The following is a 20,162-nucleotide window of genomic DNA, read 5'->3' on the forward strand; positions in this document are numbered from 1 at the left end:
TGGCGAAACGAGGCTTGCCTGTCAATGCCAGTCATGGGAAAGGCGCGGCGCTATGAGACAATTTTCCCGTCACCGTCGCCCGTCGGGTGGAAACCAGCGCGGTCAGGCCATCCGTTTCTGGGGGCGCCACGCCGTATTGGCGGCGCTCGCCAACCCCGAACGCACCGTCAAGCGCATCTGGGGCACGCGCGAAGCGCTGGGCCAGCTCGACCTGCCGCCGGTGATTCCCATTTCTTACGCCGACGTGACCGACCTCGCGCGGCTCGTCGCCCGCGATGCGCCGCATCAGGGGCTGGTGATCGAGGTCGACCCGCTCGAAGGCGTCTATCTCGGCGACCTGTTGCAGCAGGAAAGCGACGCCGATAGCAAGCGCCCGCTGATCGTCCTCGACCAGGTCACCGATCCGCACAATATCGGCGCCGTCCTGCGCTCGGCCGCCGCGTTCGATGCCGCCGCGATCATCACGCAGGATCGCCACAGCCCGCCCGAAAGCGGCGTGATCGCGCGCTCGGCGTCGGGCGCGCTCGAAACCGTGCCGTGGGTGCGCGTCGTCAACCTGTCGCGCGCGCTGGAGGAAATCGCCGAGGCGCAATATTGGCGCATCGGGCTGATGGGCGACACCGAAACGACGCTGGGCTCGACGCTCGACGGCAGCAAGGTCGCGCTCGTGCTCGGCTCCGAAGGCGACGGCATGCGCCACAATGTCATGGAACATTGCGACGTGCTGGCAAAGCTCCCCATCTCGCCGCGGATGGAAAGCCTCAATATCTCGAACGCCGCGGCGATCGCGCTCTACGCGGTCGCGACGGCGGGCCAGTAAGACTCAATCCTCGGCGGCGATCCGCACGCGGAGGCCGTCGAGCGCGTCGCTGAACGGAATCTGGCACGACAGGCGCGACCCCTCGTCGCGGTCGGTGGTCGAATCGAGCAGGTCATTCTCGTCCTCGCTCATCGCCGGAAGCTGGTCGGTCGCACCCGCTTCGACATGGACGTGGCACGTCGCGCACGAACAGCAACCGCCGCACAGCGCCAGCAGTTCGTCGAAGCCGGCGTCGCGGATATTTTCCATCACGGTCAGGCTGGTGTCGCCCTCGATCTCATGCTCGGTTCCGTCGCGCGTCACGACAATCAGCTTCGCCATGCTAGTCCCCATATCTTTGATGTCGGTGGCGCTATGTCGCGCGTTGCGCCCCAAATCAAGCGTTGCTAAAGACGGTCGCGGGAACAAAAGGAGAATATCGCGATGGACCTCAGCCAGCAGCAGCTGAATGCGGGGATCGACGCGCTCGCGGCGAGCGACGCCAATTTCGCGCGCGCGCTCGGTAACGCCGGCTACCCCGAACCGCGCATCCGTGCGCCGGGCTACACCACGCTGCTGCGCACCATCGTCGGCCAGCAGGTCAGCGTCGCCGCCGCCAATTCGATCTGGAACAAGCTCGAGGCGCAATTCGGCGAAGGCTGCCCCGCCGAGGTGATCGCGGCGGCCGATTTCGACACGCTGCGCGCCTGCGGCCTGTCGGGGCAGAAACAGGGCTATGCCAAAAGCCTCGCGCAACTGATCATCGACGGCGACCTCACCTTCGACGCGCTGCCCGCCGACGACGAGGAGGCGATCGCCCTGCTCACGCGCGTCAAGGGCATCGGGCGCTGGTCGGCCGAAATCTACCTGCTCTTTGCCGAGGGGCGCCCCGACATCTGGCCCGCGGGCGATCTTGCGGTGCAGGAAGCCGTCGGCCGCATCCTCCAATTGGGCGCGCGGCCGAGCGAGAAACAGGCGCGCGAACTGGCCGAACCCTGGCGCCCCCACCGCGGCGCCGCCGCGATCTTCAGCTGGCACTGTTACAATATGGATGTGATCTAGTTTAAGGCGGGTCGATCTCTCCACGTTCGCGCATCGCGTCGCAACGGCACGCTCTCCCTCGGCGTCACATCGCATCTCGTCCAGCGCATCCACCCGCACCGCGAAGGAATCATCCCGGGCTTTACGCGCGAATATGGTGTGATGGGGTCATCACGCCTATCCTCACTCGTCATTCCCGCGGAGTCGCGGACGGCGCGCAGCGCCACCGCGGGAACGCAATGACAATGGCCGGACGAAAAAAGGCCGGGCGGAGCATCCTCCACCCGGCCTTTTAATTCGATCGTCCGCCGAAGCTTATTTCTTGGCAGCCGCCTTCTTGGCCGGGGCCTTCTTCGCAGGCTCGGCCTTTTCGGCCGCAGCGGCCTTTGCCGGGGCGGCCTTCTTCGCCGCAGCGGGCTTTTCCTCGGCCTTCTTGGCGGGGGCAGCGTCAGCCTTCTTCGCCGGCGCCTTCTTGGGCTCGGCCGCGGCCTTTTCTTCCTTGGCCTCGTCCTTCACGGCGTCCTTCTTGGCGGCCGGCTTCTTCGCGGCGGCCTTTTTGGCGGGCTTTGCGTCATGATCGTGGTCGTGGCCGCAGCCCGGACCATGGACGTGGCCGTCGTCGTCGGCTTCGATCGCGGCTTCCAGTTCCTCGCGGGTGGTTTCGCGATCGCTGATCTCGGCCTTTTCGAACAGGAAGTCGACGACCTTGTCTTCATAGAGCGGCGCACGCAGCTGGGCCGCGGCGAGCGCGTCCTGCTGCACATATTCGATGAAGCGCTGACGGTCTTCGGGGCGATATTGCTGCGCGGCCTGTGCGATCAGGCGCTGCATTTCCTGGTTCGACACCTGGACGCCATGCGCCTGGCCGATTTCCGAGAGGAGCAGGCCCAGACGGACGCGGCGCACCGCGATCGCGCGATAATCGTCACGATCCTTTTCGAGTTCGGCCTTCGCCACTTCGGGGTCTTCCTCGTGGCTGACTTCATGCTCCAGCTGCTGCCAGATCTGGTTGAATTCGGCCTCGACCATCGTCGGCGGCACGTCGAAGTCGTGCGAAGCGGCGAGCTGGTCGAGCAGCTTGCGCTTCATATAGGTGCGCGTCAGGCCGTTATGTTCCTGCTCGACCTGATCCTTCATCAGCTCTTTCAGCTTGTCGAGGCTTTCGAGGCCGAGCGACTTGGCGAACTCGTCGTCGATCTTCGACGCGGCGGGAACCTTCAGTTCCTTGACCGTGATCGCGAATTCGGCGGGCTTGCCCTTCAGGTTCTCGACCGGATATTCGTCGGGGAAGGTGACCTTCAGCACCTTTTCGTCGCCGACCTTGGTGCCGACCAGCTGGTCTTCGAAGCCGGGGATAAGCTGGCCCGAACCGATTTCGACCGCCATGTCCTCGCCGGTGCCGCCGTCGAAGGCGACGCCGTCGACGCTGCCCGCGAAGTCGATGATGACCTGGTCGCCGGTCGCGGCCTTCTTGCTCTTCGGCGCGTCTTCGAAGCGCTTCATCTGCGCGGCGAATTCCTCGATCTTGGCCATCACGGCCTTGTCGTCGGCGGGAACGGTCAGGCGTTCGAGCTTCAGGCCCTCGATCGAAGGCGTTTCGATCTCGGGCAGCACTTCGAGCGCGACGGTGATCTCGGCGTCCTTGCCGGCTTCATAACCGTCGGCCAGCGTCACCGCGGGCTGGAGCGCCGGGCGGAGCTTTTCCTTCGCCATCAGGTCGCGCACGCCCTGGTCGATCGCCTTGTTGAGCGCATCGGCCGACAGCGCGGCGCCGTGCATCTTGCGAATGAGGTTCGGCGGAACCTTGCCGGGACGGAAACCGGGCATGCGGACGGTCGGGGCGATGCTCTTCACCTCGTCGTCGACACGGCTGTCGATATCCTTGGCGGTGATGGTCACGCGATATTCGCGCTTCAGGCCTTCGTTCAGCGTTTCGACGGTCTTCATTGCCTTGGTCTTATCCTTGCTCAAAATCTCGTATCCGAACCCCGCCAATATGGCGAAGTTCCTCATGATCCCGGCCTGCATTGCAGAATGGTGCGGGCGAAGGGACTCGAACCCCCACATCTTGCGATACTGGTACCTAAAACCAGCGCGTCTACCAATTCCGCCACGCCCGCAGGTGTTTTTCGGCCGGGTGCACGAAATCGCGCGCTGCCGCGCACGCCCGTGCGGGCCGCGCGGGGCTATAGCAGACGCGTGGCCGAGGGCAAGGGGCACAAGGCGCGATAATCCGCGGGCGGAACATGCTTCGCGTCCGTTCGTTGATCGGGTCAAGGAGAATGACCATGGCGAGTAACCCTGACCCGCTTCCCAAGCCCAAACCCGACACGATCGAACCGCAATCGCCGCCCGAACAGCCGGTGCAGCCGACGCCGCTCGAAGATCCCGCCGGCCAGCCCGCCGAGGTGCCGGGCCGTCCGGGCGGCGGCGATATCGACGAACCCGGCCGCGGCCCCAGCGAAGTGCCGCCGCAACAGGTTTAGTCGCAATATCCTCCCTGTCGCGCAGCGGGGGAAAGGTGACCGCTCGCGCAGCGAGGGGTGGAGGGGCCGACAACCTGTGCGCTACGGTCCCTCCGTCAGCGGCAAAAGCCGCAGGGAGGATTTTTAGCTTGCTAAGCACTTGACCCGCCCCCTCCCCCGCCGCCACGATGACACCGGGGAGAGACGACATGATAAGACTGACCGCCGCCATTGCGCTGCTCGTGGCAACCGCATCGCCCGCCATCGCGCAGCAAACGACACTCTATCGCGGCGGCCCGATCGTCACGATGGATGGCGACACGCCGCAGATCGTCGAGGCGGTGGTCACGACCGGCGACCGCATCGCCTTTGCCGGCCCCGAAAAGGAGGCGCGCAAGGCGGCGGGCAAGGACGCCGCGGTCCGCGACCTCGAAGGCGCGACGATGCTTCCCGGCTTTATCGACGCGCATTCGCATTTTGCGGTGGCGCTCCAGATGGCCGGCGGGCTCGATCTTTGGGACAAGGCGCTACCGCCCGTCACCGACATCGCCGGGCTGCAAGCCGTCGTTCGCGACCATATCGCACGCCGCGCCATTCCGAAGGGCGGCTGGGTCGTCGTCTGGCAATATAATGAAGAGGCGCTCGCCGAAAAACGCCACATCACCCGCGCCGAGCTCGATGCCGTGTCGCCCGACCACAAGATCGTGCTGCTCCATATCTCGCTCCACGGCCTCGTCGCGAACAGCCCCGCGCTCGCCGCCGCGGGCCTGTCGGACGCAAGCCAGCCCGACCCCGGTGGGCTGATGCTGCGCGACCCCGCCGGGCGCCTCAATGGCGTGCTGCTCGAAAAGGCGATGTACCGGTTGCTGCCCGCGCTGCCGCAGCCGACCGCCGAACAGAAGCTCGCGATGCTCGACGCCGCGCAGGCGCGCTATTTCGCCGAAGGCTATACGCACGCGCAGGACGGCGCGACCCAGCCCGCCGACCTCGCCTTCTTCACCGGCGCCGCCGCGCGCGAACGGCTCAAGATCGACCTTGCCCTGCTGCCGGTCTTTACCGGGCTCGACGCGTTGCTCGCCGATCCCGCGCTGCAATTCGGCACGTACGAGGGCCATGTGAAACGCCAGGGCATCAAGTTCATCCTCGACGGCAGCCCGCAGGCGCGCACCGCCTTCTTCACCCGCGACTATGCGCGCGGCGCCCCCGATGGCGCGCATCCGTGGCACGGCCAGCCGATCGTGAAGCAGGAGGAGTTCGAAACGCTCGCGCGCAAGGTCGACGACCGCGGCTGGCAGCTCTTCGTCCACGCCAACGGCGATGCCGCGATCGACATGGCGATCAAGGGCTTCGACGCGCTAGGGATCAACGCGGCCGACGACCGCCGCCCGATCGTCATCCACTCGCAGTTCCAGCGCCGCGACCAGCTCGCCGCCTACAAACGCATCGGCGTCGGCCCCGCCTATTTTTCGAACCACAGCTGGTATTGGGCCGACGTCCACCGCACGAACTTCCCCGATGACGTCGTCGATTTCATCAGCCCCTTCGCCTCGGCGCGCGCAGAGGGGCTGATCGCGTCCAATCACAGCGACTACAGCGTCACTCCGCTCGACACGCGCTTCATGCTCTGGACCTCGATGGCGCGCATTTCGCCGACGGGCGTCGTCAGCGGCGGGAGCGAGCGGCTGGACGCCTATGCCGCGCTGCAGGCGCTCACCACCGGCCCCGCGTGGCAGGCGCGCGAGGAGGACCGCAAGGGCCGCATCAAAGCCGGCCTGCTCGCCGATTTCGTCATCCTCGACAAGAACCCGCTGACGACCCCGGTCGATGCCATCAAGGGCATCAAGGTTCTGGAGACCGTGAAGGAAGGGAAAAGCGTCTGGCAGGCGGCCCGTTAAGGCACGACGCGCCGGGCCTCGAGGTCGGCCAGCATCGCCTTGAGCGCCGCGGCGTCGTGCCAGCGCCCCCCGGCCATGACCCCGATCGGCGCGCGCAAGGCCGCGGGCTTCGCCAGCGGGTTTTCGGCGACGAGGAGCAGATCGGCGCGATAGCCCGGCGCCACGACGCCGAACTTCGCGGCCCTCGGCACCGTTCTCGCGATAAACTCGCCCGGTGTGCGCGTGGCCGCCGACAGCGCCTGCCACGGCGTCAGCCCGGCGGCGAGCATCGCGTCGATCTCCTCGTGCAGCGCAAAGCCTGGAATCTGCCCGGGGATCGTCGGCGCATCACCGCCGGTGATCAAGGGCACGCCGGCATCGGCCATCGCCTTCACGAAGCGCGCCTCGAATGCCACGCGGCGCGACAGGTCGACCGCCTTTTTTTGATACCCCGAATGCGCCCAGCCGATCCGGTCGCCCGGCGACAGATAGCGCGCTTCGGGCACCGCGAGATAGGCCTTCACCACTTCGGGCTTGCCGAATTGCGCCGCGATCGTCTGATAGTTGAACAGGTCCGACGTGACGAAGGCGCCATGCGCCTTCACCAACGCGATCGCATCGGCGATCCGCGCGTCTTCGGGCGGCGCCTGCTGGTCGTCCGCGGGCGGTTCGGGGAAGAAGCCATAGAAAAATTCCTCGACATGCGCGACCATCGACTGCCCCGCGGCAAGCTGCTTTGCGAGGCCGACCGCCTTTGCATTGTGCCCGACGACGCCGATACCCTGCGCTTTCGCTTCCTCGGCGAGCGCCGCAAAAACTTCGGCCGACAGGTTCGTATAGACTTTGACGAAGCTGTAGCCGTTGGCCTTCGCAATCCCGACGATCGCGCGCGCATCCTCAGGCGTTGCGATGACCAGATGCCCATATAGCGGGCTGCCATCGACCGCGAGTGCAGTGAATATCTGCGGCCCCGGCACCTTGCCCGCATTCACCGCGATCCGTGTGCGCCCGGCAAAGCCGTTCGTCGCCTCGCCCATGTTGAGCATCGTCGTGACGCCGTTCGCGAGCAGCAGCGACAGATCCTCGCGGGTCGTCACATGATTGTGCATGTCGGCGAGGCCGGGCGCCAGCCAAGCGCCCTTGCCGTCGATCACCGGCGTCCCCGGGGGCAGCTTCGCCTTGATCCCGATACTCGAAATCACGCCATCGGTGACGATCACCGTCGTGCGCGGGATCACGCGCTCGCGGTCCATCGGCACGACGTTGACGTCGGTGAAGACGACCGTCTCGGCGCGCGTGAGCGTGGCGCAGGCGGCGAGCAGCCAGAGGGTCAGGAGTGCGCGGAGCATCCGCGCATCCTCAGCCCAGCGCCTTCTTCAGCAATTCGTTCACCACCTGCGGGTTCGCCTTGCCCTGCATCGCCTTCATCGTCTGGCCGACGAAGAAACCGAACAGCGCTTCCTTGCCGCCCTTATACTGTTCGACCTTGTCGGCATTGGCGGCGAGCACCTTGGCGATCTCGGCCTCGATCGCGCCGGTGTCGCTCGTCTGCTTGAGGCCCTCACGCTCGACGATCGCCGCAGCGCCGTCGCCGGTTTCGAGCATTTTTTCGAACACCGCCTTCGCGATCGTCCCCGAAATCGTGCCGTCGGCGACGAGGCCGAGCAATTCGGCGGCCTGCGCGGGACTGACCGGCGAATCCGAAATGTCGCGGCCCAGCCGGTTGAGCGCGCCGAACAATTCGCTCGTCACCCAGTTCGCCGCCGCGACGGGCTTCGCGCCCGCCTCAAGCAACGTATCGAACCAGCGCGCCGCCTCGACCTCGGCGGTCAGCACGTCGGCGTTATACGCCGAAATGCCTTCGCTCAGGTAGCGCGCGCGTTTGGCGTCGGGCAGTTCGGGCAAGCTCGCGCGGCACTCGGCGAGGAAGTCATCGTCGAGGATCAGCGGCAGCAAGTCGGGATCGGGGAAATAGCGATAATCATGCGCGTCTTCCTTCGACCGCATCGAGCGCGTCTCATTCCGGTCGGGATCGTAGAGCCGCGTTTCCTGCACCACCGTGCCGCCGCTTTCGATCAGTTCGACCTGGCGCTTCGCCTCACCCTCGATCACCGCCATCACGAAGCGCACCGAATTGACATTCTTCGTCTCGGTGCGCGTTCCGAATTCGTCGCCGGGCTTGCGAACCGACACATTGACGTCGGCGCGCATCGAGCCCTCTTCCATATTGCCGTCGCACGAGCCGACATAGCGCAGAATCGAGCGCAGCTTGCGCACATAGGCTCCGGCCTCGGCGGGCGAGCGCATGTCGGGGCGCGACACAATCTCCATCAGCGCGACGCCTGATCGATTGAGGTCGACATAGGACATCGTCGGATGCTGGTCGTGCATCAGCTTGCCGGCATCCTGCTCGACGTGGATGCGCTCGATGCCGATGCGCTTGGCTTGGGGAATCCCCGCCTTTTCATCAGCCTCGATCGTCAGCGAACCTTCGCCAACAAGCGGATGATAAAGCTGTGAAATCTGGTAACCCTGCGGCAGGTCGGCATAGAAGTAATTCTTGCGGTCGAAGCGCGACCATTTGTTGATCTCGGCCTCGATCGCCATGCCCGTGCGCACCGCCTGGCGGATGCACTCGCGGTTCGGCACCGGCAGCATCCCCGGCATCGCGGCATCGACCAGCGATACCTGCGTGTTCGGCTCGGCCCCGAACGCCGTCGCGGCGCCCGAAAACAATTTGGCGTTGGTCGTGATCTGCGCATGGACCTCAAGGCCGATCACGACCTCCCACTCGCCGGTTTCGCCCTTGATGCGATAGTCAGTCATGCAAATTTATCCCGAGCAATTTCATCATCCTCAAATAGCTTTGGGATGCGGATCCGATAACGGCAAACACCCACGAAAACATTGTGACACCGATTAAGAATATCGCGGTTCCGTCCACATACGGACCGGAAAAAATCGAAACAATCGCCACTGCAACGGGAAAGATGAAGCATAAAATGAATAGGCCGCCATGCTTGAAGGCCTGCCAAAACCCCATATGCCCCACCCGGAGAAAGGTGTTCCTGAGAAGGTCGTGGACCCATCCCAACCAGACGGTAGTAACTTGAAGAAAAACCAAAAACGCTGACCCCTCTACAAAGGCCCACTCCTGTCTAAAATCATAAGTGCTGATAAACGCTCCGAACGCCGCCGCGTGCGGGATGCTGATAATCAATATAGCTCGTTCCCACCGCGCAGCCTCCGCGTCAAACGGATCGGATTCAACAGCGGCCTTCTTACCCCCTACCACCACTTCTCGGCGCGCGCCGTAAAGCCCGCCCGCTCTTCAATTGCCAGCCCGGCGTTGAGCACGCCCTGCTCGTCGAACGCCTTGCCGATGATCTGGAGGCCCAGCGGCAGCCCTTCGCGGTTGAGCGCCGCGGGGACCGACATCGCGGGCAGGCCCGCGAGGCTCGCGGGCACCGCGAACACGTCGTTGAGGTACATCGCCAGCGGGTCGGCCATCTTCTCGCCGAGCCCGAACGCCGCCGACGGCGCGGTCGGCGCGAGGATCACGTCGCACGACGCAAACGCCTGTTCGAAATCGCGCGCGATCAGCGTCCGCACCTTCTGCGCCTGCGTATAATAGGCGTCGTAAAAGCCCGCCGACAGCACATAGGTGCCGATCATGATGCGGCGCTTGACCTCCGGCCCGAAGCCCTCGGCGCGCGTCGCGGCGTACATGTCCTGCAACCCCGCGCCCTGGGGCAGGTCGCGCAGACCGTATCGCACGCCGTCATAGCGCGCGAGGTTCGACGACGCCTCGGCGGGCGCGATGATATAGTATGCCGGCAGCGCATATTTGGTGTGCGGCAGGCTGATCTCGACGACCTCGGCCCCCGCATCCTTCAGCATCGCGATGCCCGCATCCCACATAGCGTCGATGTCGGGATCGATGCCGTCGAGGCGATATTCCTTCGGAATACCGACCGTCTTGCCCTTGAGATCGCTCGACAAAGCCGCTTCCCAATTGGGGACCGCCATATCGAGGCTCGTCGCGTCCTTGGGATCGAAGCCCGCCATATTCTCGAGCATGATCGCGCAGTCGCGGACGTCGCGCGCCATCGGCCCTGCCTGATCGAGCGAGCTGGCGAACGCCACGATGCCCCAGCGCGAGCAGCGGCCATAGGTCGGCTTGATGCCCGAAATGCCCGTGAAGGCCGCGGGCTGGCGGATCGACCCGCCGGTGTCGGTCCCCGTCGCCGCGGGGCACAGCCGCGCCGCGATCGCCGACGACGACCCGCCCGACGATCCGCCCGGCGCGAGCGCGGCGTTACCACCGTCGTTGCGCTTCCACGGGCTGATCACATTGCCGAAATAGCTCGTCTCGTTCGACGAGCCCATCGCGAACTGATCGAGGTTGAGCTTGCCGAGCATGCCGCAGCCCGCGTCCCACAATTTCTGCGAGACAGTCGATTCATAGCGCGGCACAAAGCCTTCGAGCATATGGCTCGCGGCGGTCGTCTGGACGCCGTTCGTCGCGAACAAATCCTTCATCCCGATCGGCACGCCCGACAGCGGCTTCAGCGTCCCCGCGGCGCGGTCGGCGTCGGCCTGCTTCGCCGCAGCCAGCGCATGCTCGGGCGTCTCGACAATGAATGCATTGAGCGCCTTCGCGCCCGCGACATTGGCGTTGAACGCCTCGGCGACCTCGACGGCGCTGAAATCGCCTGCGCGGTGCCCGTCGCGGATCTCTGCAACGGTCAGGTTCGTAAGCTCGGTCATTATTCGATCACCTTGGGAACGCCGAAAAAGCCGTGCTGCGGCGCCGGCGCGTTCGCCAGCACATCGTCGCGGCGGTTGCCGCCGGTCAGCGGGTCGGCATCGACGACATCGTCGCGCAGCCGCAGCGTGTTCGGGATCACCGCGGTCATCGGTTCGACCCCGGTCACATCGACCTCGCCGAGTTGCTCGACCCAGCCCAAAATGCCGTTCAATTCGCCTTCCATCGCGGCGGCTTCGGCATCGCTGATCGCGATGCGCGCCAGCGACGCTATTTTCCTGACCGTTGCCTGATCGATTGCCATGATCGCCCTAACTTTAACGAAGCCGCGCCGCTAGCATCCTCGCCGGATCGCTTCAACCATGATCCTCCCTGTGGCGAAGCCATGGGGAGGTGGCAGCGCGAAGCGCTGACGGAGGGGCGATGGCGCAGCCCCTTCCACCATCGGCGACGCCGACAGTCCCCCTCTCCACCGTTCTGCGGCAGCGAGGACCAACTTATTCGAAATCGCCGCCCACCGGCTTGCCGTTTACGAAAATCTGACGCCGCGACACGGCTCGCACTTCGACGCTGCCCTTTTCGATGTCATCGACAGTCAATTCGCGCCGCTTCTGTTCGGCCGCATCGTCGCTTCCTTCATAATAGTCGGTCCATTTCTTCGACGCGGCGTCGACCGCGAAGTGTGACACCATGCCGCTATCCGAAATCACCGCGACGCGGTTGTCGCCCACCCATTGCGCGATACAGGGATCCGTGCGGCAAAGGCTCCGCTGGTCGAACAAAGCATAAAGCTCGGCGGGCAGCGGCCGCGCCGCGGGGAACACCCGCACTTTCTCTTCGATCCTGCGCGCACCGAAGGCAGCATCGCGCGGCGTCATCTCGTCGCTGTCGCGGCCGAGCGTCCAGCGGTCCTTCGCTTTCAGCGCCCAACTCGCGAGACCCGCTTTCGTCCTGTCGACCGACTTCGCCATGTCCGTCAGCGCCGCGCGCCCGCTCGGCCCGAAATCGAAAGCCATCGCCGCCCAGTCGAATTTCTCCACCGGCGTCGCGCCCGACTTCAACCGCGCCACCTGATCGCGCGTCGAAATCGCCCCGAAATCGAGGATCGGCAGCGCAAGGAACAGCGCGAGCAGCGTCAGCCCGATCGCGAGCTTCTGCTGGAGCGGCCGCAACCAGTCGTCGAAATCGCGCCGCCCTCGCGCCACCGCCCACAGTCCGGCCACGCCATAGCCCAGCGCGATCAGCGCCGCGATCAAACCCCATAGGCGCTCGGGCGTCCAGCCGTACTGGATCACGCGCAAGTGCATCGAATAAAAGGCGATGACCGCGAGCGGCAGCACCGCCACCGCCAGCACGGGCGCCGCCCAGCGCAGCGCCGGGTTCGTCGCACGATCGTCGCGGCCATTGCCGATCACCGCATTGGCAAGCAGCACCGCGAACGCCGCCGCGCCCATCATCACCGCCGCCGTCGAAAAACCCGAATCCCACAGCGGCGTCAGCCCCGTCCCGGCGAGCGAGAGCAGGAACAGCACCAGCGCGACCGCGAGCACGGGCGCGAGCACCGCGAGCACGATCATCACCAGCCGCTGCAACGTCGAAACCAGCCGATCGCGCTCGCGCAGCAGCCCGACCGCACCGCCGAACGCTGCGCCCGCGAGCATCCACCCGAACCATTCGTCATTCAAAAGGTCGAAGATCAAATTGATCCCGATCAGCTTGAACATCTGCCCGATCAAGACCGTCAGCAGGAAGGCGATGCCGACGAACGCCAGGCTCGCCGCGCCGATCACCGCGTCGGTCCACGCATGGCTGTGCAGCCGCTGGTACGGCATCGTCCACAATTTCCAGAACCGCCAGTCGGGCGCGAAATCGCGGCGCGTCTGGAACAAGGGCGTCGCGACGAGCACCGCGAGCAGTCCCGACCAGAACGGCCACTCGACCGGCGATCCGCCAACGTTATAGCCTGCCGAATGCCAGGTGATCAGCCCCATCACCGCGCCCCATAACAGCGCAAAACCCAGCGCCCAATGCCAGCGCCTCGGCTCGACCCCGAGCACGAAGACCGCCGCCGCCGCCGCAACACCCGCCGCCAGCGCGCCGCGCCAATGCGCGAGCGGATCGTCATAAGGATGGTCGATCAGCAGGTGGAAAACGAGCCCGGAAACCGCACAGATCGCCGCCATGATCCACGGGCGCAGCGGCCATGGCGGATCATTGTCGTCGAGGCGTGCCGATACGGGCGGGGTCGAATCGGCGGTGGGTGCGGTGGCGTCGGTCATGGGTGCAATCTGCGATTGTTTCATATGCGCGGGCAAGCCAAAGCTGCACGCGATTTGCGGGAACCAATCCCCGTTGCCGTTCGTGTCGAGCGAGGTCGAGACGCCTGTCGGAGCAAACTACCGCTGAGAGGCATCTCGACTTCGCTCGATGCGAACGGGTAAAGATGCCCGAAACGATCTCTTTCTCCCCCATGGAGCCCCCATTTGGCCCGCAAATTCCTTTACGTCATCGCCGCGATCATCCTCCTCATCCTTGCCGCCGGAGTCGTTTACCAGCTGTTCCCCGGCTGGATCGCGCGCACCGCCTTCGTCCCCAGCACCGAATTCAAACCGCAGGCCGCGGTCGCACCCAACGCCTATGACGATCCCAAAATGTGGTTCGCGCGGCCGGGCATGGAAAAGGACCCCTCGGCGTGGCGCCCCGCCGCCGACGGCAGCGAGACCCCCGGCTCCGACCTTCCCGGCGAAAAAGCCGCCGCCCCGCTCATCCCGCCCGCCCAGGCGGCTCAAGGGTCCACAGACGCGCGGTTCGAAAGGGGCGACGCCGCGGTCTTCTTCGTCCACCCGACCAGCTATTACAGCCGCTCGAGCTGGAACGCCCCGCTCGAGGACCGCGATTCGGACCATCGCGCGAACCTCTTCGTGCAAGGCATGGCGAGTGCCTTTGCCGACGCGGGCGAAATCTGGGCGCCGCGCTACCGCCAGGCGACGCTCGGTGCCTTCCTCGCCGAGGATCGCGTCACCGCGGGCAAGGCGATCGATTCGGCCTATCGCGACGTCGAGGAGGCGTTCGACGCCTTCCTCGCCGGCATCCCCAAGGACAAGCCGATCATCCTCGCGGGCCACAGCCAGGGCGCGCTCCACCTCACGACCCTGCTCAAGACGCGCATCGCGGGCACCCCGCTCGCAAAGCGCATCGTCGCCGCCTATGTGGTCGGCTGGCCGGTCAGCCTCGACACCGACATCGCCGGGCTCGGCCTTCCCGAATGCCGGACGCCCGAGCAAAAGGGCTGCATCCTCGGCTGGGCGACCTTTGCCGACCCCGCCGACCCGGTGATGGTCACCGACGCCTATGACGGCACGATCGGTTTCGACGGCCGCCCGCGCGCGGGCACGCGGATGCTCTGCACCAACCCGCTCACCGGCATCCCCGACACCGAGGCGCCGGCGGAGGCCAATATCGGCACGCTGAAACCCACCGAAGGCTTCAAGTCGGGCGCGCTGATCGCGGGCAAGATCGGCGCGAAGTGCGACGATACGCGCGGTTTCCTCATGATCGGCGACGCCGACGTGGCGAAAGATTATGTCGTCGCGGGCTATGTGCTGCCGGGCAACAATTATCATGTCTACGACATCACCCTCTTCTGGGCGAATGTCCGCGCCGACGCACTCCGCCGCCTCGCCACCTACGAAGGCAAGCCGTCGCCGGTGCCGCCCGCGGCTGCGCCGGTTGCACCGCCGACGCCTCCGGCGGCCCCACCCGCTGCGGCACCGAAAACCTGATTCCGTTCGCATCGAGCGAGATCGAGATGCCCATCGTTCGCGCACGCCTTCACGGTGTCTCGACTTCGCTCGACACGAACGGCTAGGGAGGGCGCATGATCGCCACCGCCGCCCCCGACTTCGCTGCCAACTTCCCGGCCGGCGGCCGCCTCATGGGGCTCGACGTCGGCACCAAGACGATCGGCGTCGCCTTTTGCGACACGAACTGGAGCTTCGCGACCCCCGACAAGACGATCGTCCGCAAGAAATTCTCGGTCGATCTCGAAACGCTGAAGACCCTCGTCGCGCAGCACAATATCGTCGGCCTCGTCGTCGGCCTGCCGCTCAGCATGGACGGCAGCGACAGCCCGCGCACGCAAAGCACGCGCGCCTTCGCGCGCAATATCGCCCCGCTCGGCCTTCCCCTGCTCCTCTGGGACGAACGCTGGTCGACCGCCGCGGTCGAACGCGCGATGATCGCCGCCGACGTCAGCCGCGCCAAACGCGCCGAGCGTGTCGACAGCGCCGCCGCCGCCTTCATCCTGCAAGGCGCGATCGATGCGATGACGCGCTAAGGCCCTGCCCTGCGCGCGCGGCGCTACGCGGCATCTTAAGATTTTGCCCCTAAGCGATCCGCATGGCCCGTTATTTCGCTTATTGGCTGATCTTCGCGAACCTGACCGCCTTCGTCCTGATGGTTGTCGACAAGCGCCGCGCCGAAAACGGCGACGACCGGATCAGCGAAAACACCCTGCTCGGCTGGGCCTTTTTCGGCGGCGCGGCGGGCACTGTGCTCGCGTCGCGCGCCGTGCGCCACAAGACGCGAAAACAGCCCTTTGCCGCGACCATGTTCGTCTACCTCGTGCTGCAGCTGCTGCTGCTCGCGCTCTGGCTTGCGGGTTTCCTCGATCCGCTCGCCGCTACGGCGCTTGCCTATTGGCGCGCCGCCTCTTAAACGCTCGGCTTTAATGACAAGCTCAACGATCCGACCCGCCAGCGACTATCCGCCCGGTGGCGATGCCTTTCGCCATCGCGACCTGACCGGCATCGCCCAGCTGACCCCATGGGAGATCAGCTACGTCCTCGACGCCGCCGAAGAATGGGTCGACATGAACCGCAGCGGCGCGGCCAAGCATGACGACCGGCTCGCGGGCCTGACGATCATCAACGCCTTTTTCGAAAATTCGACGCGCACCTTGCTGTCGTTCGAAATCGCCGGAAAGCGCCTCGGCGCCGACGTCGTCAACATGCACGCCGCACAGTCGAGCGTGAAGAAGGGCGAGACGCTGATCGACACCGCGATGACATTGAACGCGATGCGCGCCGACGCGATCGTCATCCGTCATGCCAGTTCTGGCGCGGTCCAGCTTATCGCCGACAAGGTCGATTGCCCCGTGCTCAACGCGGGCGACGGCCGTCACGAACATCCGACGCAAGCGCTGCTCGACGCGCTCACCATCCGCCGCCGCTTGGGGACCGTCGAGGGGCTCACGATTGCGATCTGCGGCGACGTCCTGCACAGCCGCGTCGCGCGCTCGAATATCCTCGCGCTCACCCTGCTCGGCAACGAGGTGCGCGTCGTCGCGCCGCCGACGCTGACCCCGCCCGCGATGGAGCGGATGCACGTCGCCACCTTCACCGACATGGACGCGGGGCTGAAAGGCGCCGACGTCGTGATGATGCTCCGCCTCCAGAACGAACGCATGGACGGCGCTTACCTTCCCAGCGCGCGCGAATATCACGCGCTCTACGGCCTCACGCCGGCGCGGCTCGAACAGGCGAAGCCCGACGCGATCGTCATGCACCCCGGCCCGATGAACCGCGGGGTCGAAATCGACAGCAGCATCGCCGACGATCCCGACCGCTCGACGATCACGCAGCAGGTCGAAATGGGCGTCGCGGTCCGCATGGCCTGCCTCGACATTTTGACGCGCCGCAAGCGGGGGGTCCCGGGATGGAACTGAGGCCGCTCCATATCACGAACGCGCAGCTCATCGACGGCGATACGCCGCGCGCGGGCAGCCTGCTCGCGGTCGACGGCCGCATCGCCGCCATCGACCCGATCGACATCCCCGAAGGCGCCGAAACCGTCGACGCGCGCGGCCAATGGCTCGCCCCCGGCATCATCGACCTCGGCGTCTTCGCGACCGACAAGCCCGCCTTTCATTTCGGCGGCATCACGCGCGCCGCGCTGATGCCCGACAACGGCCCGCTCGACGGCGCCGGGCTCGTCGAACGCGCCGCGAAGGGCGGCAAGCCCGACCTCTGGGTCCACCCCCTCGCCGCCGCTACCAAAGGCCTCGAAGGCCGTGAACTCGCCGAAATCGGCCTGATGAAACAGGCGGGCGCGCGCGCCATCGCCACCGGCCGCGGCCGCATCGCCGACAGCGGCGTGATGCGCCGCGTGCTGTCCTACGCCGCCTCGCTCGGCCTCGTCACGATCATCCATGCCGAGGACGAAGGGCTCACCGCCGGCGCGGTCGCGACCGACGGCGAGATGGCGACGCGCCTCGGCCTCGCCTCGGCCCCCGCCATTGCCGAGGCGATGGCGATCGCGCGCGACCTCGCGCTCGTCGAGGAAACCGGCGCGCCCGTCCATTTCCGCCAGGTCACGACCGCGCGCGGGCTCGACCTGATCCGCGCCGCCAAGGCGAAGGGGCTGCCCGTCCTGTGCGGCATCACCCCCGCGCACCTTTTGCTCTCCGACACCGCGATCGGCGATTTCCGCACCTTCGCGCGCCTGTCGCCGCCGCTCCGCAGCGAGGACGACCGGCAGGCGTGCCTCGCCGCGGTCGCCGACGGCACGATCGACGTCCTCGCCTCGGGCCACGACCCGCGCGGTCCCGAGGACAAGCGCCTCCCCTTTGCCGAGGCGCTCCCCGGCATGGCGGGCGCCGAAACCCTGCTCGCGCTGGGGCTCGGGCTCGTCCGCGACGGCCATATCTCCCCCGGCCGCCTGTTCGACCTGCTCGCGGCCACCCCCGCCTGTCTGCTCGGCGTCGACGCCGGGACACTGGCGGTGGGCCAGGAAGCCGACCTCATCCTCGTCGACGAGGGCACGCCGTGGCAGGTCGATGCCAAGAAGATGGCGGCCTGGGCCGGCAACACCCCCTTCGACGGCATGCCCGTGCAGGGCCGCGCGACGATGATGTGGAAGGGCGGATTGCGCATCCGCTAGGCCGCGCGCGACAAGCGGGGGCAATATTATGCGGGCTTCGCGGCCCCCCCGGGGGGCGCCAAGCCCAAATCCGCCGCCCCGAATGAAAAGGGGCGCAGCCTCGCGGCCGCGCCCCTCGCTTAAATTCGTGAAATCCGGTGTCAGCGCGCCGCGAGGCGCAGCGGGCTGGCCTTCGCCGCCCACTGGATGCTTTCGCTGCCGCCCATCGCGCGGATGAAACAGACCTGGCCCTGCGCCTTCAACTCGTTGCACAGGCTCGTCGCATCGGCGCGCGTCGCCAGGCCGTTGACCGTCAGGCGATAATAGGTGCGGCCCTTCACCGTCGCGGCATGGCTCGACGCCGGGAAATCGGCGAGCATGCGACTGCGCTTCTTCAGCCCGCCCCATTTCTCCTTGGCAATGCCGAGGCTGTCATAGGCGCCGAGTTGCACTGCCCAGCCGGTCGGCTTGTTGCGGTCGAACGCCGCGGGAACGATCCGCGTCGCAAGTTCGATCGCCTGCTTCTGCGCGGGGCGCAGCACGCCGCCATTTTCCTCCGCGACGCGCGGCGCGGCGCGATAGGGCGCGGCATCGGCCAGAATGACGGGAGCAGCCGGTTTCGGCTGCGGCAATTCGGTAACCGGCACGACGCCGCCCTCGCCCCGCTCGGGCATCGGCAGTTCGACGCTGCGGATCGCGCCGCCGGCATCGGCAAGCACGGGCGGCGGCGGCGCATAGGCTTCGACCGGCGCCGGGTCGGCGCTGGCAAGCTGGGCTGCGTCGGCCGCGGCCATTTGCGTTTCGCCGAAATTGCTGAGCGCAAGGCGGACCGGCATGCCGGCGTCGGCGCGCGCCTTGGTGCCGATCAGGCTCGCAACGCGCACCGGCGCATCGGGGGTTTCGGCCAGTTTCGACCATTCGGCCATGCGGCCTTCGAGCTTCGCGGGCGACAGGTCCTGCGACGCCAGGATACGCGCCTGCGCCCAGCGGCCCGACAGGCCATAGGCGAGCGCCAGATTCTGCCGCGTGCGGGCGCTGGCGTCGGGTGCGCGCGCCGCTTCGCTCAAGACATAGATCGCGCTTTCGCTGTCACCGGCGAGGGCCAGCGCCAGTCCGATGTCCGACGCGGGCACCGTGTCGCGATGCGCTTCGAGCAGCACGATGGCGTCGCGATTCTTGCCCTGCGCGATCTCGGCCAGCGCCAACGCGATGATCGTGTTGCTGTCGCTCGCGCCCAGTTCGACCGCCTCGGTCAGCGCAGCGGTCGCCGACGCGAAACGCCCGTCGTTCAGATAGGCCTGGCCGAGCAGCGCGCGATATCCGGCATCGCGCGGGCTGGCGGCGACCGCGGCTTCGGCCAGTCCGACGGCCTTGCTCACCTTGCCGGCTTCCAGCGCGGCGCGCGCCTGGCCCGCCGATTTGGCGGCGACGGCGGGCTTGCCCGCGGCGCGCGACGGTGCATCGGCCATCTTGCCCATGCCGCTGCATCCCGTGGCAGCGCCAAGGACAAAGCCGTAAACGGCGAGGTTCATCAGCATCTTGCGGTTCATGACAGGGTCCCCTTGTTCGTTCAGCGCGTCATCGTCCGGCGCGTCGGACGCGCCGCCGGCAGGCGACTCGCCATCGCGTCGATTTCGGGCAGCGACGCCAGATATTCGTCGAGCAGGTCGGTCAGGATCACCTGCGACGACCGGTTGGTGACCGCGCTGGCGAGGCGCAGGCGCAGATGACGCTCGGCATCGAGGCGCAGCGTGAACGCGGCCTTATCGCGGGCACGCGGCGCGCGCGGCGCTTTCGGTTCGGCTTTCGCCGGCCGCGCCTCGACCTTGCGCGCCACCGCGGCGACGCGTTCGATCAGCGATTCCTGCTGGCGCACGATTTCCGGCACCTCCGGCACTTCGGCCGCTTCGGTTTCGAACGTAGCCGCGCCATGATCGTCGGTCGGCGCCGTAAAGCCCGCGCTTTCGTCATGATTGGCGTCATAGGCCGCAATGTCGTCATGGGCCGCGCCATCGTCATGGGCGGCGCCGTCATCGACGGCATGTTCGGCCTCGACATTATGCGCCAGCACCGATCCGGTCAGCAGCGGCTTCAGGTCGACCATGCGCGCGGGTTCGCTCGACTGGTCGGGATCGACATCATAGCCCATGTCGTTCCAGCCAAGATCGTCGTAACCGGCCGCGTGGAGCGGTGCGGGGCCGCTGCCGAGCGGCTGGCGGCGCATCGCGGGACGCGCCCCGCCCTTGCGGGCCAACAGGCCGGCGCTCAGCGATGCGAGGGGTTTCGGTTCGCCCATG

General features: G+C 66.6%; 19 protein-coding genes and 1 tRNA gene. 9 read left to right on the forward strand and 11 right to left on the reverse strand.

The window, feature by feature from the left end:
- Nucleotides 1-52: 52 nt before the first annotated feature.
- Nucleotides 53-820, forward strand: a complete 768-nt coding sequence (gene rlmB / locus HDC35_RS05355) for a 23S rRNA (guanosine(2251)-2'-O)-methyltransferase RlmB (protein ID WP_184644453.1) — start codon at nucleotides 53-55, stop codon at nucleotides 818-820.
- A 3-nt stretch (nucleotides 821-823) separates the two neighbouring features.
- On the opposite strand, the gene HDC35_RS05360 is transcribed toward rlmB, so the two are convergent.
- On the reverse strand, nucleotides 824-1,141 hold the full coding sequence (locus HDC35_RS05360; RefSeq protein ID WP_058802016.1) for a 2Fe-2S iron-sulfur cluster-binding protein: 318 nt from the start codon (nucleotides 1,139-1,141) through the stop codon (nucleotides 824-826).
- A 102-nt stretch (nucleotides 1,142-1,243) separates the two neighbouring features.
- Here HDC35_RS05360 and HDC35_RS05365 point away from each other — a divergent pair, with 102 nt between their 5' ends.
- Entirely contained in the window at nucleotides 1,244-1,861 is a 618-nt protein-coding gene (locus HDC35_RS05365) for a DNA-3-methyladenine glycosylase (RefSeq protein ID WP_184644454.1), read from the forward strand.
- A gap of 294 nt (nucleotides 1,862-2,155) precedes the next feature.
- On the opposite strand, the gene tig is transcribed toward HDC35_RS05365, so the two are convergent.
- Both tig and HDC35_RS05375 read right to left on the reverse strand, forming a co-directional pair.
- Complete coding sequence (gene tig, locus HDC35_RS05370; RefSeq protein ID WP_184645211.1) at nucleotides 2,156-3,787, reverse strand: trigger factor; 1,632 nt, start codon at nucleotides 3,785-3,787, stop codon at nucleotides 2,156-2,158.
- A gap of 88 nt (nucleotides 3,788-3,875) precedes the next feature.
- Nucleotides 3,876-3,960 (reverse strand) — tRNA-Leu (locus HDC35_RS05375).
- Nucleotides 3,961-4,128: 168 nt separating this feature from the next.
- Between HDC35_RS05375 and HDC35_RS05380 the strand changes: the two genes are divergently transcribed.
- The gene (locus HDC35_RS05380) at nucleotides 4,129-4,326 is read left to right on the forward strand and encodes a hypothetical protein (RefSeq protein WP_136174099.1); all 198 of its coding nucleotides are present in this window, start codon (nucleotides 4,129-4,131) and stop codon (nucleotides 4,324-4,326) included.
- A gap of 188 nt (nucleotides 4,327-4,514) precedes the next feature.
- A complete protein-coding gene (locus HDC35_RS05385; RefSeq protein ID WP_184644455.1) occupies nucleotides 4,515-6,200 on the forward strand; it encodes an amidohydrolase in 1,686 nt (561 codons plus the stop codon).
- Here HDC35_RS05385 and HDC35_RS05390 read toward each other — a convergent pair.
- The 6 genes from HDC35_RS05390 to HDC35_RS05415 all read right to left on the reverse strand — a co-directional run bounded on the left by HDC35_RS05390 (nucleotide 6,197) and on the right by HDC35_RS05415 (nucleotide 13,226).
- Nucleotides 6,197-7,528: an amidohydrolase family protein gene (locus HDC35_RS05390; RefSeq protein WP_184644456.1), complete on the reverse strand. Its 1,332-nt coding sequence runs from the start codon at nucleotides 7,526-7,528 to the stop codon at nucleotides 6,197-6,199. The two genes, HDC35_RS05385 and HDC35_RS05390, sit on opposite strands and share 4 nt — an antisense overlap.
- Nucleotides 7,529-7,538: 10 nt before the next feature.
- On the reverse strand, nucleotides 7,539-9,005 hold the full coding sequence (gene gatB, locus HDC35_RS05395) for an Asp-tRNA(Asn)/Glu-tRNA(Gln) amidotransferase subunit GatB (protein WP_184644457.1): 1,467 nt from the start codon (nucleotides 9,003-9,005) through the stop codon (nucleotides 7,539-7,541).
- Entirely contained in the window at nucleotides 8,998-9,399 is a 402-nt protein-coding gene (locus tag HDC35_RS05400; protein WP_184644458.1) for a hypothetical protein, read from the reverse strand. Before HDC35_RS05400 ends, gatB begins: the two co-directional genes overlap by 8 nt.
- Before the next feature lie 68 nt (nucleotides 9,400-9,467).
- On the reverse strand, nucleotides 9,468-10,949 hold the full coding sequence (gene gatA, locus HDC35_RS05405; RefSeq protein ID WP_184644460.1) for an Asp-tRNA(Asn)/Glu-tRNA(Gln) amidotransferase subunit GatA: 1,482 nt from the start codon (nucleotides 10,947-10,949) through the stop codon (nucleotides 9,468-9,470).
- Complete coding sequence (gene gatC / locus HDC35_RS05410) at nucleotides 10,949-11,251, reverse strand: Asp-tRNA(Asn)/Glu-tRNA(Gln) amidotransferase subunit GatC (RefSeq protein ID WP_184644462.1); 303 nt, start codon at nucleotides 11,249-11,251, stop codon at nucleotides 10,949-10,951. The genes gatA and gatC overlap by 1 nt, the downstream gene beginning before the upstream one ends.
- 193 nt (nucleotides 11,252-11,444) lie before the next feature.
- Nucleotides 11,445-13,226, reverse strand: a complete 1,782-nt coding sequence (locus tag HDC35_RS05415) for a DUF4153 domain-containing protein (protein WP_184644464.1) — start codon at nucleotides 13,224-13,226, stop codon at nucleotides 11,445-11,447.
- Between the two features lie 204 nt (nucleotides 13,227-13,430).
- On the opposite strand from HDC35_RS05415, the gene HDC35_RS05420 reads away from it, so the two are divergent.
- From HDC35_RS05420 to HDC35_RS05440, 5 genes are all read left to right on the forward strand, one after another.
- Entirely contained in the window at nucleotides 13,431-14,729 is a 1,299-nt protein-coding gene (locus HDC35_RS05420; RefSeq protein ID WP_184644466.1) for a DUF3089 domain-containing protein, read from the forward strand.
- Nucleotides 14,730-14,824: 95 nt separating this feature from the next.
- Nucleotides 14,825-15,283: a Holliday junction resolvase RuvX gene (gene ruvX / locus HDC35_RS05425; RefSeq protein WP_184644468.1), complete on the forward strand. Its 459-nt coding sequence runs from the start codon at nucleotides 14,825-14,827 to the stop codon at nucleotides 15,281-15,283.
- Between the two features lie 62 nt (nucleotides 15,284-15,345).
- Entirely contained in the window at nucleotides 15,346-15,663 is a 318-nt protein-coding gene (locus HDC35_RS05430; protein WP_184644470.1) for a DUF1294 domain-containing protein, read from the forward strand.
- A gap of 13 nt (nucleotides 15,664-15,676) precedes the next feature.
- Complete coding sequence (locus tag HDC35_RS05435) at nucleotides 15,677-16,672, forward strand: aspartate carbamoyltransferase catalytic subunit (protein WP_184644472.1); 996 nt, start codon at nucleotides 15,677-15,679, stop codon at nucleotides 16,670-16,672.
- Nucleotides 16,663-17,886, forward strand: a complete 1,224-nt coding sequence (locus HDC35_RS05440; RefSeq protein ID WP_184644473.1) for a dihydroorotase family protein — start codon at nucleotides 16,663-16,665, stop codon at nucleotides 17,884-17,886. Before HDC35_RS05435 ends, HDC35_RS05440 begins: the two co-directional genes overlap by 10 nt.
- A gap of 140 nt (nucleotides 17,887-18,026) precedes the next feature.
- Here the strand turns inward: HDC35_RS05440 and HDC35_RS05445 are convergent, their stop codons facing one another.
- Together HDC35_RS05445 and HDC35_RS05450 are read right to left on the reverse strand one after the other, a co-directional pair.
- The gene (locus tag HDC35_RS05445) at nucleotides 18,027-19,415 is read right to left on the reverse strand and encodes an SPOR domain-containing protein (RefSeq protein WP_184644475.1); all 1,389 of its coding nucleotides are present in this window, start codon (nucleotides 19,413-19,415) and stop codon (nucleotides 18,027-18,029) included.
- Between the two features lie 20 nt (nucleotides 19,416-19,435).
- Complete coding sequence (locus HDC35_RS05450) at nucleotides 19,436-20,161, reverse strand: hypothetical protein (protein WP_184644477.1); 726 nt, start codon at nucleotides 20,159-20,161, stop codon at nucleotides 19,436-19,438.
- Between the last annotated feature and the right edge of the window lies 1 nt (nucleotide 20,162).

This window comes from Sphingopyxis sp. JAI128 (assembly GCF_014207235.1).
In the GTDB taxonomy this organism is placed as follows: Bacteria; Pseudomonadota; Alphaproteobacteria; order Sphingomonadales; family Sphingomonadaceae; genus Sphingopyxis.

What these genes read in the sequence shown, in the direction of transcription:
- rlmB (WP_184644453.1), top strand. Translation starts at nt 53, where the DNA reads ATGAGACAATTTTCCCGTCACCGTCGCCCGTCGGGTGGAAACCAGCGC.
- HDC35_RS05360 (WP_058802016.1), bottom strand. Translation starts at nt 1,141, where the DNA reads ATGGCGAAGCTGATTGTCGTGACGCGCGACGGAACCGAGCATGAGATC.
- HDC35_RS05365 (WP_184644454.1), top strand. Translation starts at nt 1,244, where the DNA reads ATGGACCTCAGCCAGCAGCAGCTGAATGCGGGGATCGACGCGCTCGCG.
- tig (WP_184645211.1), bottom strand. Translation starts at nt 3,787, where the DNA reads ATGAAGACCGTCGAAACGCTGAACGAAGGCCTGAAGCGCGAATATCGC.
- HDC35_RS05380 (WP_136174099.1), top strand. Translation starts at nt 4,129, where the DNA reads ATGGCGAGTAACCCTGACCCGCTTCCCAAGCCCAAACCCGACACGATC.
- HDC35_RS05385 (WP_184644455.1), top strand. Translation starts at nt 4,515, where the DNA reads ATGATAAGACTGACCGCCGCCATTGCGCTGCTCGTGGCAACCGCATCG.
- HDC35_RS05390 (WP_184644456.1), bottom strand. Translation starts at nt 7,528, where the DNA reads ATGCTCCGCGCACTCCTGACCCTCTGGCTGCTCGCCGCCTGCGCCACG.
- gatB (WP_184644457.1), bottom strand. Translation starts at nt 9,005, where the DNA reads ATGACTGACTATCGCATCAAGGGCGAAACCGGCGAGTGGGAGGTCGTG.
- gatA (WP_184644460.1), bottom strand. Translation starts at nt 10,949, where the DNA reads ATGACCGAGCTTACGAACCTGACCGTTGCAGAGATCCGCGACGGGCAC.
- gatC (WP_184644462.1), bottom strand. Translation starts at nt 11,251, where the DNA reads ATGGCAATCGATCAGGCAACGGTCAGGAAAATAGCGTCGCTGGCGCGC.
- HDC35_RS05415 (WP_184644464.1), bottom strand. Translation starts at nt 13,226, where the DNA reads ATGACCGACGCCACCGCACCCACCGCCGATTCGACCCCGCCCGTATCG.
- ruvX (WP_184644468.1), top strand. Translation starts at nt 14,825, where the DNA reads ATGATCGCCACCGCCGCCCCCGACTTCGCTGCCAACTTCCCGGCCGGC.
- HDC35_RS05430 (WP_184644470.1), top strand. Translation starts at nt 15,346, where the DNA reads ATGGCCCGTTATTTCGCTTATTGGCTGATCTTCGCGAACCTGACCGCC.
- HDC35_RS05435 (WP_184644472.1), top strand. Translation starts at nt 15,677, where the DNA reads ATGACAAGCTCAACGATCCGACCCGCCAGCGACTATCCGCCCGGTGGC.
- HDC35_RS05440 (WP_184644473.1), top strand. Translation starts at nt 16,663, where the DNA reads ATGGAACTGAGGCCGCTCCATATCACGAACGCGCAGCTCATCGACGGC.
- HDC35_RS05445 (WP_184644475.1), bottom strand. Translation starts at nt 19,415, where the DNA reads ATGAACCGCAAGATGCTGATGAACCTCGCCGTTTACGGCTTTGTCCTT.
- HDC35_RS05450 (WP_184644477.1), bottom strand. Translation starts at nt 20,161, where the DNA reads ATGGGCGAACCGAAACCCCTCGCATCGCTGAGCGCCGGCCTGTTGGCC.